General features: G+C 70.0%; 15 protein-coding genes. 14 read left to right on the forward strand and 1 reads right to left on the reverse strand.

The window, feature by feature from the left end:
* Window positions 1-199: 199 nt before the first annotated feature.
* The 14 genes from AC3A5K_RS04025 to yeiP all read left to right on the forward strand — a co-directional run bounded on the left by AC3A5K_RS04025 (window position 200) and on the right by yeiP (window position 14,597).
* Window positions 200-1,375: a thiolase family protein gene (locus tag AC3A5K_RS04025; protein ID WP_487616207.1), complete on the forward strand. Its 1,176-nt coding sequence runs from the start codon at window positions 200-202 to the stop codon at window positions 1,373-1,375.
* Between the two features lie 125 nt (window positions 1,376-1,500).
* Entirely contained in the window at window positions 1,501-1,836 is a 336-nt protein-coding gene (locus AC3A5K_RS04030) for a hypothetical protein (RefSeq protein WP_487616208.1), read from the forward strand.
* 225 nt (window positions 1,837-2,061) lie between these two features.
* A complete protein-coding gene (locus tag AC3A5K_RS04035; protein WP_487616209.1) occupies window positions 2,062-2,421 on the forward strand; it encodes a hypothetical protein in 360 nt (119 codons plus the stop codon).
* Between the two features lie 176 nt (window positions 2,422-2,597).
* Window positions 2,598-4,205: a carboxyl transferase domain-containing protein gene (locus tag AC3A5K_RS04040; RefSeq protein WP_487616210.1), complete on the forward strand. Its 1,608-nt coding sequence runs from the start codon at window positions 2,598-2,600 to the stop codon at window positions 4,203-4,205.
* Between the two features lie 221 nt (window positions 4,206-4,426).
* Window positions 4,427-5,014: a bactofilin family protein gene (locus AC3A5K_RS04045; protein ID WP_487616211.1), complete on the forward strand. Its 588-nt coding sequence runs from the start codon at window positions 4,427-4,429 to the stop codon at window positions 5,012-5,014.
* A 2-nt stretch (window positions 5,015-5,016) separates the two neighbouring features.
* The gene (locus tag AC3A5K_RS04050; protein ID WP_487616212.1) at window positions 5,017-5,421 is read left to right on the forward strand and encodes a hypothetical protein; all 405 of its coding nucleotides are present in this window, start codon (window positions 5,017-5,019) and stop codon (window positions 5,419-5,421) included.
* A gap of 38 nt (window positions 5,422-5,459) precedes the next feature.
* Window positions 5,460-6,005, forward strand: a complete 546-nt coding sequence (locus tag AC3A5K_RS04055; protein ID WP_487616213.1) for a hypothetical protein — start codon at window positions 5,460-5,462, stop codon at window positions 6,003-6,005.
* 294 nt (window positions 6,006-6,299) lie between these two features.
* Window positions 6,300-7,082: an enoyl-CoA hydratase-related protein gene (locus AC3A5K_RS04060; RefSeq protein ID WP_487616214.1), complete on the forward strand. Its 783-nt coding sequence runs from the start codon at window positions 6,300-6,302 to the stop codon at window positions 7,080-7,082.
* Window positions 7,083-7,155: 73 nt separating this feature from the next.
* Window positions 7,156-9,135: an acetyl/propionyl/methylcrotonyl-CoA carboxylase subunit alpha gene (locus tag AC3A5K_RS04065; protein ID WP_487616215.1), complete on the forward strand. Its 1,980-nt coding sequence runs from the start codon at window positions 7,156-7,158 to the stop codon at window positions 9,133-9,135.
* Window positions 9,132-10,037: a hydroxymethylglutaryl-CoA lyase gene (locus AC3A5K_RS04070; protein ID WP_487616216.1), complete on the forward strand. Its 906-nt coding sequence runs from the start codon at window positions 9,132-9,134 to the stop codon at window positions 10,035-10,037. Before AC3A5K_RS04065 ends, AC3A5K_RS04070 begins: the two co-directional genes overlap by 4 nt.
* A 14-nt stretch (window positions 10,038-10,051) precedes the next feature.
* A complete protein-coding gene (locus tag AC3A5K_RS04075; RefSeq protein ID WP_487616217.1) occupies window positions 10,052-12,610 on the forward strand; it encodes a sensor domain-containing protein in 2,559 nt (852 codons plus the stop codon).
* A 63-nt stretch (window positions 12,611-12,673) separates the two neighbouring features.
* Window positions 12,674-13,444, forward strand: coding sequence for an SDR family oxidoreductase (locus AC3A5K_RS04080; protein ID WP_487616218.1), 771 nt, complete (start codon window positions 12,674-12,676; stop codon window positions 13,442-13,444).
* Entirely contained in the window at window positions 13,444-14,034 is a 591-nt protein-coding gene (locus AC3A5K_RS04085; protein ID WP_487616219.1) for an aspartyl protease family protein, read from the forward strand. The genes AC3A5K_RS04080 and AC3A5K_RS04085 overlap by 1 nt, the downstream gene beginning before the upstream one ends.
* Window positions 14,031-14,597, forward strand: a complete 567-nt coding sequence (gene yeiP / locus AC3A5K_RS04090) for an elongation factor P-like protein YeiP (RefSeq protein WP_487616220.1) — start codon at window positions 14,031-14,033, stop codon at window positions 14,595-14,597. Before AC3A5K_RS04085 ends, yeiP begins: the two co-directional genes overlap by 4 nt.
* A 181-nt stretch (window positions 14,598-14,778) precedes the next feature.
* Here yeiP and AC3A5K_RS04095 read toward each other — a convergent pair whose 3' ends face one another.
* Window positions 14,779-16,662 (reverse strand): DUF7844 domain-containing protein, encoded by a 1,884-nt coding sequence (locus tag AC3A5K_RS04095; protein WP_487616221.1) that lies wholly within the window; start codon window positions 16,660-16,662, stop codon window positions 14,779-14,781.
* Between the last annotated feature and the right edge of the window lie 76 nt (window positions 16,663-16,738).

The following is a 16,738-nucleotide window of genomic DNA, read 5'->3' on the forward strand; positions in this document are numbered from 1 at the left end:
CTCCCCAATCCGTCACGCATGGCACCCATGCGTGATCGCTCCCTGTGGCCGGCATCTATACCCGTATTCCGGGACGCCCGCCATCCTCGGCGGCCCGAGGTGTCGCGGGAAAATGCGCGCGCAGCCTCTTCCGGCACTTCTCCCCGGCGCGATGCGATAATCGCGGACCTGTGCAGTTTCCTCCCGGAGTGTTCCTCCCATGACTGACATCGTCATCGTCGGTGCCAAGCGCACCGCCATCGGTTCCATGCTCGGCCAGTTCACCGGCGTCCCCACGCCGACCCTCGGTGCGGCCGCGATCACCGCCGCCCTCGAACATGCCGGCATCGCGGCCGACCAGGTCGACGAAACCATCCTCGGCTGCGTGCTGCCGGCCGGTCTCGGCCAGGCGCCTGCGCGCCAGGCCTCACGCGCGGCCGGCATCCCGGACAGCGCCGGCTGCGTCACGATCAACAAGGTCTGCGGCTCGGGCATGCAGGCAGTGATGTACGGCCATGATCTGATCAAGGCCGGCACCGCCAAGGTCGTGGTGGCCGGCGGCATGGAGTCGATGACCAATGCGCCGCATCTGCTCAACGGCTCGCGCACCGGCATCCGCTACGGCACCGCCGAATTCCTCGATCACATGGCGCTGGACGGCCTGACCAATCCCTACGACGGCCAGTCGATGGGCGTGTTCGGCGACATCGCCAGCCACAAGTACGGCTTCACGCGCGAGGATCTTGATGCCTACGCGGTCGAAAGCGGCAACCGCGCGAAGCAGGCAATCGCGTCCGGCGCGTTCAAGGACGAAATCGTTCCGGTGACGGTCAAGACCCGCAAGGGCGATGCGACCTTCGACACCGACGAGGCCCCCGGCAAGATCCAGGCCGAGAAGATCCCCACCCTGCGCGCCGCGTTCGGCAAGGACGGCGTGCTGACCGCCGCCAGCTCGTCGGGCATTTCCGACGGCGCGGCGGCGCTGGTGCTGACGTCGTCCGACGAAGCCGCCGCACATGGCCTCAAGCCGCTGGCGCGGATCGTCGCCCACGCCCGCCATTCGCAGGCGCCGGAATGGTTCACCACCGCGCCGGTGACGGCGATCCAGAACGTGCTCGACAAGGCCGGCTGGAAGGTCGAGGATGTCGACCTGTTCGAGATCAACGAGGCCTTCGCCAACGTCGCGATGGCGCCGATGAAGGATCTGGGCATCCCGCACAACCGTCTGAATGTGAATGGGGGCGCACTGGCGCTCGGCCATCCGATCGGTGCGAGCGGCGCGCGTCTCATCGTGACGCTGGTCCATGCGCTCAAGCAGCGCGGCCTGAAGCGCGGCGTTGCCTCACTTTGCATCGGTGGCGGCGAAGCGACGGCAATTGCCGTGGAAATGGCGTGAACTTCGGATAACGTGTTTTTTACGAAAAAACCACGCATCTCCGCTTGACAGCTGTACGCGGCTTGTCATCATGTGGCCGGCGCGCATTAAGCGCGTTGCCCACACTTTCAGACGAGGAAGACACAATGACGATCAACAAGGCTCTGCTTGCCCTGGCTATGGGTTTCGCGCTGGCTGCCTGCAGCAACGCTGACCAGGCGAACAGCTCGGCCGAAGGCGCTGCTGACGCTGCTGCCGACGCGCAGGCTGCTGCCAACGAAGCCACCGACCCGGCCGTTGCCGGCACCGCCCAGGCTGCTGCCGACGACGCCGCTGCTGCTGCTGACGCCGCTGCCGACGCCGCTGCCAACGCCGCTGCCGCCGGTACCGACGCTGCTGCCGAGCACGCTGCTGACACGGCCGACCACGCCGAGCAGAAGGCTGAAGACGCTGCTTCGGCCGCGGAAGAAGTCACGCCGTAATTCACCCCGGTGGCGTTTCGCCACCGTCAGTGAATCTGGAAAGCCGCCGGTCTCCGGCGGCTTTCTTTGTTTCTGGCGCACGCATCCGTGCCGGGTCATGGCCCGTATCCGATCGCATGCAGCCACGCCTGGGACGCATCCGCGCGGGCGCCTTTCGATTCGCACCGCCCTCACGGAAGCGCACTCACCATCCGCGCCACACCCACCGGATACAGGAGAGCTGCCATGCGTTTCACCCTGATGACTGCGACCGCCGTCGCCGCCCTTGCACTGGCGGCCTGCAACAACAGCTCGCCCGATGCACAGCGCGAGCGCGCAGAGGCCGACGCCGCGGCCAGCAACGCCGGCCGTGCGATTTCCGATGCCGCCTCCGCCACCGGCCAGGCCGCGCGCGAAGGCGCCGATGCCGCTGCCGCGGCGAGCGCCGACGCTGCACGCGAGGCCGAGATCCGCGCCGACCAGGCCGCCGCACGTACCGAAGCCGCTGCACGCGAGGCTGCTGCCGCCACCGGTCGCGCCACCCAGCGCGCGGGCGAAGCGATCGAGGAAACCGGCGAGCGTGTGGAAGAGCGCGCCGACCGCTGATCCAGCGCGCGACGTCACTTCGTTCTGGAAGGCCCGCCATTGGCGGGCCTTTTTCATTGTGTCGCCGTGCCGTTACGCAGACCGCACCACTGCGCCCCTGCGTGCACCCGTACGGGCTCGCCTGCGGATATCCGGCCGGTTCCGTATCCTTGCGGTTTTCACTCAGGCGATTTCCGATGCCGGCACTGACCTCGCAGCTCGACCCGCGCTCGGCGGACTTCACGGCCAATGCGGATTACCACCGCGGCCTTGCCGACGAGTTGCGCGCGCGGCTCGAGCGCGCGGCGCAGGGCGGCGGCGAACAGGCGCAGGCCAAGCACACCGCGCGCGGCAAGCTGCTGGCGCGCGAGCGCATCACCACCCTGCTCGACCCCGGCTCGCCGTTCCTGGAGATCGCGCCGCTCGCGGCGGAGGCGATGTACGACGGTGCGGCGCCCGCGGCCGGTGTCGTCGCCGGCATCGGCCGGGTCATGGGCCAGGAAATCGTGGTCGTCGCCAACGATGCGACGGTCAAGGGCGGCACCTATTTCCCGATGACGGTGAAGAAGCATCTGCGCGCGCAGGAGATCGCCCGCGAGAACCACCTGCCCTGCGTCTATCTGGTCGATTCCGGCGGCGCATTCCTGCCACTGCAGGACGAGGTGTTTCCGGACAAGGAACACTTCGGCCGGATCTTCTACAACCAGGCGCGGATGAGCGCGGAGAACATTCCGCAGATCGCGGTGGTGATGGGCAGCTGCACGGCCGGCGGCGCGTATGTGCCGGCGATGTGCGACGAGTCGATCATCGTCAAGGAGCAGGGCACGATCTTCCTCGGCGGCCCGCCGCTGGTGAAGGCGGCGACCGGCGAAGTGGTCGATGCCGAAGCGCTCGGCGGCGCGGACGTGCACACCAGCCTGTCGGGCGTGGCCGACCATTTCGCAGAGGACGACCGCCACGCGCTGCAGATCGCGCGCGACATCGTCGGCCACTGCAACCGGCGCAAGACGCTGCCGGTGGCGACGCGCGAACCGCGCGAGCCGCTGTTCGCGCGCGAGGAGCTGTACGGCATCGTACCCAGAGACACGCGTCGCCCGTTCGACATCCGCGAGGTCATCGCGCGCATCGTCGACGGCAGCGCCTTCGACGAATTCAAGGCGCGCTACGGCAAGACCCTGGTCACCGGCTTTGCGCACATCCACGGCATGCCCGTGGGTATCGTCGCCAACAACGGCATCCTGTTCTCCGAGAGCGCGCTCAAGGGCGCGCACTTCATCGAGCTGTGCAACCAGCGCGGCATTCCGCTGGTGTTCCTGCAGAACATCACCGGCTTCATGGTCGGTCGCAAATACGAGAATGCCGGCATCGCGAAGGACGGCGCGAAGATGGTCACCGCCGTCGCCTGCGCCAGCGTGCCCAAGTTCACCGTCGTCATCGGTGGCAGCTTCGGTGCGGGCAACTACGCGATGTGCGGCCGGGCTTATGGCGCGCGCTTTTTGTGGATGTGGCCCAACGCGCGCATCAGCGTGATGGGCGGCGAGCAGGCCGCGAGCGTGCTGGCGACCGTCAAGCGCGACGGCATCGAGGCCCGCGGCGGCGCGTGGAGCGCGGACGAAGAAGAAGCCTTCAAGGCCCCGGTGCGCGACCAGTACGAATCGCAGGGCAGCCCCTGGTATGCGACCGCGCGGCTGTGGGACGACGGCATCATCGATCCGGCCGATACCCGCCGCGTGCTGGGCCTGGGCATCGCCGCCTCGCTCAACGCACCGATCGAGCCCACCCGCTATGGCGTCTTCCGGATGTAGGGTCGCGGTGACGCGACTTCCGGTAACACTTCGCGAGTACAGGCCAAGTCCTTGCCGGTTCTCGATTCCGCTGCGGCGATCACAGTTGGAAGCGGCGATCTCCGTGCTAGGCTCGACCTCCGCGTCCGCCGGACGACTGCGGCGGCGCGTCTCCCCCGTTCGAACCCCTGTTCGAGCATGTTCGAGCCGTCCACCCTGTCCAATCCGAGGTAACGCGCGACATGGCTATTTTTCCGCAGTCCGGTAACGCCAAGACGAACTCCCCCACTTTCGCCTCCGATCCGCCGCCGCCCGCGCCGCCTGCGCGCGACGCCGCCCCCGCGCCTGCGGTCGCTGATTTTTCCCCGGCCACGGCGCCGCCCGCGCAGCGCCCCGCGCCCGCACCTGCGCCGACGTCCAAGGAATCGGTGATCGCCGCCGATCTCACCATCGAAGGCAAGATCGAAGGTACGGGCGACGTCCGCATCGCCGGTCGCTTCAAGGGTGATGTCAACGTGCAGGGCAACCTGACCATCGAACACGGTGCCAAGCTCAACGGCGGCGTGCGTGCGAAGCAGGTGCTGGTATCGGGCGAACTGGAAGGCAACATCGAATCCGCGTCGCTGGTCGAGCTGCGGGATTCGGCGGTGCTCACCGGCGACCTCAAGGCCGGCTCGCTGACGGTCGCGTCGGGTTCCAAGATCCGCGGCCACATCGAATGCGGCTGGGGCGAGGTCAAGACCACCGCTGCCGGCACGAGCACGAACACCGGCTCGGGTGGCAACGCCAAGGACAAGGCCGCCAACGACAAGTCCAGCGACGCCGCCTGACCGTGAGCAGTCGCCCGGGCGCGGCAGGTGCGACCCGCACCTGCCCGCACTGCAAGACCACCATCCTGGAGAGCGCTGCGCGCTGTCCGGCGTGCCAGCACTTCCTGAAACTGGACGCCCCGTCGGCCTCGCCGATCGTGGCGGGCAACAGCGTGCAGCGCGAGCCCAGCACCACCGCCTTGCAGGTCGAGGGGCGCATCCGCCACCCGGCCGAAGGCGGCGCCTGGGAATACTCGGTCGTGCTGACCATCCAGGACGGCGACGGCAAGGAGATCAAGCGCCAGGTCGTCGGCGTGGGCGCGCTGCTGGTGGGCGACGAACGCACCTTCAACCTGTCGGTGGAAGTGACGCCGACCGATGACAAGCGGCGTCCGACGCGGTCGCCGCTGAGCCGCGGCCGCCACTGAGGCCGCCGGCGCCTCGTACGTCGTCCACTGGAACACCGATGTCCGAACCTGCTTCGCTCTACGCGCGCCTGACTTTCGACGACGGCGCGTACGCCGCGTTCCTGTCCAGCACACCGACACCGCCCACCGCCTATGACGACTGGCAGGCCTGGCTCGACCGGCAGCTGCCGGGCACGGGACCGCTGCCGTCCGAGGTCGTCGGCGCTGCGCCGCTGGCCCCGAGCATCGGCGCCCTGTTGGAGGCATGGCAGGGCAATCCCCGGCTGGGCGCGCCGCCGATCACCGTCGACGCGGCGGGACGCTGCGAGGTGGTGCTGCTGCAGGCTACAGAAAACTACTACGACCTGATCCAGCTGCTGGCCCCGCTGCGCGGTGCCGCGGCCTGGACGCGAGCCGACGCGGACGATTTCATTCTCGTCACCGATTTCCTCTGGGACGAGCAGGCGCCGCCGATGGCAGGCCTGCGCCTGGGCAACGGCGGGAGCCAATTCGTCGAGACCATTCTGGATGCCTGGCGGCAGACGGCGACGGCGTCCTGGGACGCCGCACTGGCCTACATGCAGGCCACGCACAGCGTCGGCTGACCTCACTGCGGGCGTTACACGCGTCGACGCGTGCACATGCGCGACGCGGGCGCGAGCCATGCAGTTGTCCGCAATCGCCGCAGATGTTGCAGGCAGGCCACCGATGGCCACAAAGCGCGCCCAGTGCCGGCGTGCGTCCGACACCACCTGCCTGCGGGATGGATCAGCGCTCGTCGCACCCGCCTGCCCGCAGTGCCCGGAACAACGAGTCGCATCGGTTTTGGGTGCACTGCGACATGGGCCAACGGTGCGAGTCGTTATGATTCCGGCCTGCTTTCGCTGGTCCGCATGCCTATGTCCGACGTCCTGAATCTCGATCGCCGCGGCGCGGTCGCCCGCCTGCGCCTCGACCGCCCTGCGCTGCACAACGCCTTCGACGCCGATCTGATCGCGCGTCTGACGACGTCGCTGGCCGAGCTGGGCCAGAATCCGGACATCCGCGTGGTCGTGCTGGAAGGCAGCGGCCCCTCGTTCTCCGCCGGTGCGGATCTCAACTGGATGCGCGGCATGGCCGCGGCCAGCGTCGACGAGAACCGCGACGACGCGCTCGCCCTCGCCCGCCTGATGCGCACGCTGGACGAGTTGCCGAAGCCGACGATCGCCCGTGTGCATGGCGCGGCCTTCGGCGGTGGCGTGGGTCTGGTTGCGTGCTGCGATATCGCGATCGGCGTGCCGGAGGCGAAGTTCGGCCTGACCGAAAGCCGCCTCGGCCTGCTGCCGGCGGTGATCTCGCCCTATGTGGTCGCCGCGATCGGGCCACGCCAGGCGCGGCGGTGGTTTGCGACCGCCGAGATGTTCGGCGCCGACGAGGCGCTGCGCATCGGCCTGCTGCACGCCGTGGTCGACGCCGCGCAACTCGATGCCGAAGTCGACCGGCAGATCGCGCTGCTGTTCAAGGCCGGCCCCTTCGCCGCGGCCGAGGCCAAGCGCCTGGTCCGCGCCGTGGTCGCCACGCCGGATCGCGATCGGCTGGATCACGACAACGCCAGCCTGATCGCCGCACTGCGCGTGTCGGCCGAAGGGCAGGAAGGCCTGGGCGCCTTTCTCGACAAGCGCCCGCCCGCCTGGGCGCCCTGACCGCACCCGCCCGAGCTGCTGTTCCTTTTCCGGCGCCTGCGACCCGGTCGCGCGCCCCGTACCGGATGTCCCGATGTTCTCCAGCGTTCTGATCGCCAACCGCGGCGAAATTGCCTGCCGCGTCATCCGCACCTGCCGCACGCTCGGCATCCGCACGATCGCCGTCTACTCCGATGCGGACGCCGATGCGCAGCACGTGCGCCTGGCCGACGAGGCCTGGCCGATCGGCGGCCCGCGCCCGGCGGACAGCTACCTGCGCGGCGACGCGATCCTCGAGGTCGCACGCGCCACCGGCGCCGAGGCGATCCATCCCGGTTACGGCTTCCTCAGCGAGAACGCCGACTTCGCCGAAGCCGTCGAGGCCGCCGGCCTGCGCTTCATCGGGCCGTCCGCCGCCTCGATGCGCAAGATGGGCAGCAAGGCCGGCGCCAAGGACCTGATGGCCGCTGCGGGCGTGCCGGTGGTGCCGGGCTACACCGGCGAGGACCAGACCCCCGACACGCTGGCGCGCGAAGCGGCGCGGATCGGCGTGCCGCTGATGATCAAGGCCGCGCACGGCGGTGGCGGCAAGGGCATGCGCATCGTGCGCGCGCTCGAGGAGTTCATTCCCAATCTCGAAAGCTGCCAGCGCGAGGCGCAGAACGCCTTCGGTCGCGACCGCGTGCTGCTGGAGCGCTACATCGAATCGCCGCGGCACATCGAGCTCCAGGTCTTCGGCGACCGGCACGGCAACGCGATCCATCTCAACGAGCGCGAGTGCTCCGCCCAGCGCCGCTACCAGAAGGTGTTCGAGGAATCGCCGTCACCGTTCCTCACCCCCGAACTGCGGGCCGCCATGGGCGAGGCCGCCGTCCTCGCCGCGCGCGCCATCGACTACGCCAATGCGGGCACCGTCGAGTTCATCGTCGCGCCGTCGGGCGATTTCTACTTCATGGAAATCAATACGCGCCTGCAGGTGGAGCATCCGGTCACCGAGATGACCACCGGGCTGGATCTCGTCGACTGGCAGCTGCGGATCGCCGCCGGCGAAGCGCTGCCGCTCGCCCAGGCCGACGTGCCGCAGATCGGTCACGCGATCGAAGTGCGTCTCTACGCCGAAGACCCGGACGCCGGCTTCCTGCCCGGCTCGGGCACGCTGCGCACGCTGCGGCTGCCGACGCCGTCGGCGCACGTGCGCGTGGATTCGGGCGTGATCGAAGGCGACACGGTGACGATCTTCTACGACCCCATGATCGCCAAGCTGATCGTCCACGACACCGACCGACCGCGCGCCCTCGCCCGCCTGCGCGAGGCGCTGGCGGACTGCGCGATCGAAGGCCCGAAATCGAACATCGCTTTCCTCGAACGGCTGGTCCGCCATCCGGCCATCGTCGACGCCACGATCGACACCGGCTACCTCGACCGCCATCTGGACCAGTTCATCGCCGGTGACGATGACGCGGCGCCGGATCCCGCGCTGATCGCGGCAGCCGCCGTGGCCGGCCTGTCGGGCCAGGCGCGCGCGTCCGGCGGCGATGCCTCGCCTTGGGCGATCGACGACGGCTGGCGCCTCGGCGCACGCGCGGCGCGGCGGGCCGTGTTCGAGCATCGTGGCCAGCGGTATCTGCTGGCCGTGACCGGAGATGCCGGCGATTACGACGTCGCCAGCGACAGCGGCCGGATCGAGGTCCGCGGCGCGCGCCTGCACGCGGGCACCCTGTCGGCGCGCTTCGATGGCCGCGCCCGGCAGCTGCAGGTGCACGCGACACGGGATGCGGTTCTGGTCCACGACGGCGTCGCCCGTCTGGAGCTGCGCCGCATCGACGAAGCCCAGCGCAGCGCGGCGGGCGCGGCGGATGCCGACGACCGCGTGCGCGCGCCGATGCCCGGCCGCGTGGTCGCGGTACGCGTGCAGGCCGGCGAGGCGGTCACCGCGGGCCAGGAACTGCTGGTGATGGAAGCCATGAAGATGGAGCTGGCGCTGAAGGCGCCGCGCGACGGCACGGTGGCCGAGCTGCGCGCCCAGGTCGGCGAATTCGTCGAGGCCGACGCGACGCTGGCGGTGCTGGAATGAGCGCGCTGCCGCCGGAGGTCCGCATCGTCGAAGTCGGTCCGCGTGATGGACTGCAGAACGAAGCGACACTCGTCCCCACCGCTGCGAAGATCGAGTTGATCGACCGGCTCTCGGCTACCGGCCTGCAGACCATCGAAGCAACGAGTTTCGTCAGCCCGAAGTGGGTGCCGCAGCTGGCCGACGCGGCCGAGGTCTACGCCGGCATCGCACGCCGACCGGGCATCGCCTATCCGGTGCTGGTGCCCAACGAGACCGGGTATGACCGTGCCCGCGCGGCCGGGGTCGAGGAGATCGCGGTCTTCACCGCCGCCTCGGAGGCCTTCAACCGCCGCAACATCAATGCCGGCATCGAGGAATCGCTGCAGCGCTTCGCGCCCGTGCTGGCCCGGGCCCGCGCCGACGGCGTGCGCGTGCGCGGCTATGTCTCGACCGTGCTCGGCTGTCCCTACCAGGGCGAGGTCCCGGTGGCCGACGTGGTCCGCGTTGCACGTTCCCTCCATGACATGGGCTGCTACGAAATCTCGCTCGGCGACACCATCGGCGTCGGCACGCCCCTCAAGGCGCGGGCGATGCTGCGCGCGGTCGCGAGCGAAGTCCCGATGCCCGCGCTGGCGGTGCACTTCCATGACACCTACGGCCAGGCGCTGGCCAACCTGCTGGCTTGTCTGGAAACAGGCGTCGCCGTGATCGATGCGGCGGTCTCGGGCGCCGGCGGCTGCCCGTACGCGAAGGGCGCCAGCGGCAACGTCGCGACCGAGGATGTGGTGTATATGCTGCAGGGCATGGGCGTGCACACCGGAATCGATCTCGACCAGTTGGCCGACACCGGCCACTGGCTCGCGGCGCGTCTCGGACGGTCCACCAGCAGCAAGGTCGGAGAGGCACTCGCCAAACGCGAATGAACCGGGTGACGGGCATGGACGACCCAGCGCTTCAGGAATCTCCGGAGCACGCGCCACCATTGCCCGGCGCATTGGCCGCCGCAGCCGACGACACCACCCTGCCCGACGCCACGCGCACGCTGCTGCGCCGCGCACTCGACGCGCTGGTGGCGGCCCGCGCCGAAGCCGACGCGGCGCACCTGCGCTACCACGCGCTGTTCGATGCGGTGCCGGATCCGGTCAGCATCCTCGACGCCGACGGCATCGTGCTGGACCTCAACCGCGCCGGGCTGCGCGCCTACCAGCGCACGCGCGAGGCCATCGTCGGCCAGCCCATCGATGTGCTCAATCCGGAGCTGCCGCGCGACCATCTGGCGCCGGTCTGGGACGCGGTGCATCGCGGCCGCACCTATGTCATCGAAGTCACCAACATGCGCGGCGACGGCTCGCGGTTTCCGGTCGAGGTGCACACGGCCGGCTTCGAACACGAGGGTCGCCCCTGCCTGGTCGCGGTGGCGCGCGACCTCAGCGAGCGCCGCGAGGCCGAGGTGCGCTACCGCGAACTGATGGACGTCGTCGACCGCGGCATCGCGATCCACGATGTCGCCGGCCGCTTCGTCTACGGCAACCCGGCCGCGCTGCGTCTGCTCGGCATCCGCCAAGGCACGTCGCTGGGCGACACCGCCAATCTCGGCGACTGGATCGCGATCGCGCCCGACGGCGAGGAACTGCCGTGGCAGGCCCTGCCGCCGGTGCGCGCGCTGGCCGACGGTCGCATCGTCGAAAGCGCCCTGGTCGGTCTGTATCACCGCATGCGGCGCCAGCTGTACTGGCTGATGGTAACCGCGGTGCCGCAATACCCGCCGGGCGGTGACCGTCCGCACCAGGTGCTGTCCCTCTTCAGCGACGTCACCGCGCTCAAGCGCGACAGCGCGATGTTCGACCGTGTGCAGGCGCTGGCGCACATCGGCGGCTGGGAGCTGGACTGCGCCACCGACCGCCTGCATCTCACGGTCGAGGCCGGCCGCATCCTGGACGCCGAGGCGCCGCCCGACACGATGGAAGGCCTGGTGGCACTGCTGCAGCCCGAAGACCAGGCCCGGCTGCGCGACGGACTGGGCGGCGCGATGCTGCAGGCCGCCGGCTTCGATCTCGAACTGCAGGGCCGGCGCCGCGATGGCAGCGCCTTCTGGGTGCGCGCGATCGGCGGGCCGCGGCAGGGCGATCCGGCGACCTCGCGCCTGACCGGCACGCTGCAGGACATCGCCCGCAGCAAGCGCGACGAGGAAATCCTGCGCCTGCAGGCGCGCACGGATCCGCTGACCGGTCTGTTGAACCGCGACGCCATCCTGGGCGAACTCGAGCTGCGCATGGCCGATCCCGTTCGCGCCGCGGCGGCCGTGCTGTACATCGATCTCGACCGCTTCAAGTTCGTCAACGACGCCCTGGGCCACACCGCGGGCGACGAACTGCTGATGGCCGCCGCCCATCGCATCCGGCGCGCGGTCGGCGAGGCCGGCAGCATCGCGCGCTTCGGCGGCGACGAATTCCTCGTGGTCTGCGACGCCGGCCACGACGGCGCGTATGCCGAGCGCGTGGCCAACGCGATCCTCGACAGCTTCGGCGACGGCTTCCGGTTCGACAGCGAGGAATTCGCCATCACCGCCAGCATCGGCATCGCCCGCGCGCCCCAGGATGGCGACCGGCCGCAGACCCTGATCCAGAACGCCGACGCGGCGATGTACGAGAGCAAGCGGCGCATCCGCAACGGCTGGCAGCGTTTCACGCCGGCGCTGTCCCAGAACCAGCAGGAACGGCTGCGCGTGGAAACCCACCTGCGCCGCGCGATCGACAACGACGAATTCCATCTGGTCTATCAGCCGCAGGTCGACCTGCGCAGCGGTCGCATCGTCGCCGCCGAAGCACTGATCCGCTGGCGCAACCGCCAGCTGGGCGAGATGCGTCCGGACCATTTCATCGACCATGCCGAAAGCACCGGCGACATCGTGCGCATCGGGGCCTGGGTCATGCGCGAGGCCTGCCGTCAGGCCGCCGCATGGCGCGATGCCGGACTCGGCGTGGTGCGGGTCGCGGTGAACGTCTCGTTCCGGCAGCTGCTTGGCGACGACCTTGCCGAACATGTGCGCGGCGTGCTGGCCGAGTTCGACCTGCCCGGCACGGCGCTGGAACTGGAATTCACCGAGCGCGTGCTGATCGAGGACGCGCCCGACACCCTGCGCGTGTTCGCCGCATTGCGCGCGATGGGCGTGGTGCTGACCATCGACGACTTCGGCGAGGGCTACAGCGCGCTGAACTATCTGCGCCGGCTGCCGATCCACGGGCTCAAGCTCAGCCAGCTGTTCGTCGGCGGCGTGCCCGGCGACCGCTCCGATGTGGCGGTGTGCCAGGCCGTAGCCGGCATCGCACGCGGCCTGGGTCTGGGCCTGGTCGCCGAGGGTGTGGAATCGGAATCGCAGCGCCGCTTCCTGCTGGATCTCGGGGTGCCGGTGGGCCAGGGCTTCCTGTTCGCCCCCGGCCTGCTGCCGGATGAATTCGCGCGGCGCGTGCGCGCCACTGGCGGCGTGTTCGGCTGAACGGTGCTGCCGGCGGGCGGCGGCGCCCGGTTAAACTTGGCGTTTCCGTCCAAGGAGCCGCAGATGCGCCCTGAAACCGTCCGCGCCGTCGTTACCGGAGGCGTCTCCGGCCTCGGCCTGGCCGTCGCCCAGCAGATCGTCGCCGGCGGCGGCAAGGTCGCCCTGTTCGACGTCAACGATGCGCTCGGCGCCACCGCCGTCGACACCCTCGGCGCGGACGCGGCGCGGTTCTTCCGTACCGACGTCACCGACGAGGCCGGCGTGGCCGCGAACATCGATGCCGCGCGCGCGTATCTCGGCGGACTCAACGCCGCGATCAACTGCGCCGGCATCCTCGGCGCCGGCCGCGTGCTCGGCCGCGAGGCGCCGATGCCGCTGTCGACCTTCAGCACGACGGTCATGGTCAACCTGGTCGGCAGCTTCAACGTCGCCAAGGCTGCTGCCGCGGTGATGCAGCACAACGACGCCGGCGACGACGGCGAGCGCGGCGTGATCGTGAACACCGCATCCGTCGCGGCCTACGAGGGCCAGATCGGCCAGGCCGCGTACTCGGCATCGAAGGGCGGCGTGGTCGGCATGACGCTGCCGATGGCGCGCGAACTCGCGCGCTTCGGCATCCGCGTCAACACGATCGCGCCCGGCATCTTCTGGACGCCGATGGTCGACGGCATGTCGGACGAGGTGCAGCAGTCGCTGTCGGCCTCGATCCCGTTCCCCTCGCGTCTGGGACGCCCGGAGGAATTCGCCGATCTCGTCGCCTACATCCTCGGCAACCGCTACCTTAACGGCGAGACCATCCGTCTCGACGGCGCGGTCCGTCTGGCGCCGAAGTGATGCACCGGACGCGTCTGGTCCGCGCGACCGCGGCCGTCGCGTTCGCGGCGGTGTGTGCGTGTCTGCCCGTGTCCGCGCAGAGCAAGGCATCGACCGGTCCCGCGGCCGCGCTGGGCACCGCGGGCTACAGCGCGGTGCCGATGAAGCGGCACGGCGACAGCCATCTGACGGTGGACGTGCTGGTCAACGGCGTGCCGGGCACCTTCATCCTCGACACCGGCGCAGGCCGCACGGTCATCGACCGCGCCGCGCAGTCGCGCTTCGACGAGGGACGCGAGGTCGTGGCCGGCGGCCAGGCGACCGGCGCTGGCGGCAGCGGACTCGACATCAGCGCCCTGCCCGGCAACCGCCTGCGCATCGGCGACTACCGCGACGAGGCGTTCACCGTGCATTTCCTCGCGCTGGACCACGTCAATGCAGCGTTCCTGCAGCGCGGCGAACAGGCGGTCGACGGCGTCATCGGCGCCGATGTGCTCGAACGCGGCGGCGCGGTGATCGACTATCCCCACCTGCAGCTCCATCTCCGCAACCCGGACGCCGGCGGCAGCGCCCCGGTCCCTTCTTCTCCACCCAGCAGCGAACAACGATGAAAGCCTACGACGTCAAGAAAGGAAACGTGGTCGAACACAACGGTGGCGTGTACCAGGTGCGCGACATCGAGCGCAGCTCGCCCCAGGGCCGCGGCGGCAACGTGCGCTTCCGCTTCACGATGTACAGCGTGCCCGGCGGCAACAAGACCGACGCCAGCTTCGACGGCGACGACGAACTGCGCGAGGTCGATCTCGCCCGCCGCCAGGCCAGCTTCTCGTACAAGGACGGCGACGCGTTCGTGTTCATGGACGACGAGGATTTCACCCAGTACACGCTGGACGCGAACGTGGTCGGCGACGGCGCGGGTTACATCACCGACGGCCTGAACGGCCTGTTCGTGCAGGTCATCGACGACGCCCCGGTCGGCGTGCAGCTGCCGCAGAGCGTGGTGCTGGAAGTCGTCGACACCCCGCCCGAGCTCAAGGGCGGCACCGCGACCAAGCGCCCGAAGCCGGCGATGCTCAACACCGGCATCGAGATCCAGGTGCCCGAGTACATCACCAACGGCGAGCGCGTGTGGGTCAACACGACCACCGGCGAGTTCGGCGGTCGCGCGGACTGAGGCCGCAGGCGGCGGGCCTGTACCGGTCCGCCGCGCATCGACATGAGCGCTGCGCAATCCGCGGTTACGTCTGCGCGCTTTTCGTCAACGCCCGCAGGCCCGGCTGGTGCGCTGCAGTGTGATGACCGCTCGCGCGGTCACATCTGGTCGATCGTGCGACGCGATGGTGCGACGCGCCGCCTTATCGCGTGTCCGACGGCGCCGGCAGCACGAACCCGTCTTGCGCCCGGTGCAGCGTACGAAGACGGTCGCCCAGCAGTGCGATGTTGGCCTCACCGGTCTCCAGGACGTGGCGCTGCGCCGGTGACAACGCCGCGCGGGCCTGGCCTTCCAGCTGACGGGCCAGGCCGCGCATGCGCTGCACGCGATCGTGACTGTCGACGCGGATCGTCTCGCGCTCGCCTGCCTGCGGCAGTCCGTAGCCGGCCGGTTCGTCCAACAACAGCGCTGGCCGGCTCAGGGCATCGCCGGCAATGCGCATCGCACGCAGCGTCTCGACCGGGCTGCCGGCATCGCCAGCCAGTGCGACATCTCCGCGCAGATAGCGACGTTTCAGCACGTCGCGCAGTCGCAGCTCTTCGCGGCGCAGCGCCGCCTGCTCCAGCAGCAGCAGGGCCGCGCTGGCCCGCTGGTCGCCGTCCGCGAGCCACTGCGTGCGGGTGTCCGGCGCGCGATCCAGCCAGTGTTCGACGCGCGCATCGGGAAGATCGAGCGACGCGCGGGCCACGTCGTACAGTGCCTGGTACTCGCGGTTGGCAGGCGCGAAGTAGTAACCATCGCGCAGCGCCGCCGCCGGGTCGTCCAGCACCCCCGCTTCGGCCATGTCGTGGCGCACCAGGCGGCGCAGCAGGCCATTGGGCGTGATGCTGCGCAGTCGCGCAGCGCCCAGGCGGGGCACGCCCGTCTGCAGCAGCTTCCAGGTCTCCACCGCACAGTTGTTGCCGATGAAGTAATAGCGGCCGTCGTAGCTCCAGTGCAGCGTGGCCGCCCGGATCAACAGGTCCGCGATCTCGTCCGGCGACAGGCGCAGCGGGATCGACTGCAGGCCGCGCAGTTCCAGCCTGGTGTATTCCTCGACCACCTGGTCGAGTGGCAGCACGAAGAGCCGCGAGGGATAGCGCCCACTGAGGCCGCGCAGGCTGGAGATCTGCACGTCGTCGACGAAGGCGCGGAACGACAGCACGCGGTGATGGGCGAGATCGAAGCGGCAGTCCGGCCCGGGCGCGCGTCCGGGCGCACAGATCACCAGCCGCAACATGCTGTGGCCCCAGCGGCTCATCGGCCGGGCGTTGCCCTCGGCCAGCAGATACTCGACGGCGTACACGCGGGCGGGATCGAGGTCGAGCAACGGCGGGTCGGTATCGGTGTCGCCCGCCTGCTCGGCCTCGACGAACGGCAGCGCGGGATCGCACGCCGCGGTGGCGGGCGCCCAGCCGAAGTGCGCCGAAAAATAGCCGTGCAGCGCCGGACGACGGCAGGCGTATTCGGGATCGAGCAGGAAGTGTTCGAGGTTGACCGCGACGAATTCGGCCGGCGACGTCAGCTCGTAGGCATCCGGACTGCGATCGGACATCGCGTTGTCGCGCTCGCGCAGACCGAAGCGCAGCGGCCGCACCGGCCAGCCCGCCAGATCGCGCAAGCGCGGATCCCGCGACAGGCCGCCGTGCGGCGAGCGGTCGTAGCGATGCGAGAACTCGTGCAGCGCGGCCGCGAGCGCCGCGCGCCTCGCCGGGTGCGCATCCGGTGCATCGGCGCCGGCGCCGATCCAGTCATCGAGCAGCGCGCGCCGCAGCAGCACGCGATCGCCGCGGGAGTGGCCGTGCACGTCGGCGCGCAGGTCATCGCGCCATTGCACGCGGACATCGAGACCATCGGCCGCGCGCCATGCGGGCGGCAGCGCGGCCATCGCGGCATCGAGCACGTGTGCGGCGGCAGCGCTCTGTGCGGCGTCGAGTCCGGCCGCATCCGCGTCGAGGCGCCAGGTCCAGGACGCAGCGGCATTGCAGGCCACGCCTGCCAGCAGCAGTGCGGTGGCAACGCGGACGGACAGGCGCCGCGCCTTCATCGCGCGTGCAATCGCTGGCTTGCCAATCGCCCAAGCGCGCGCCGCGGCGTTCGTCTGCGGACGCGGCCGTGCGCGA

This window comes from Luteimonas sp. Soil_C_5, assembly GCF_057656615.1.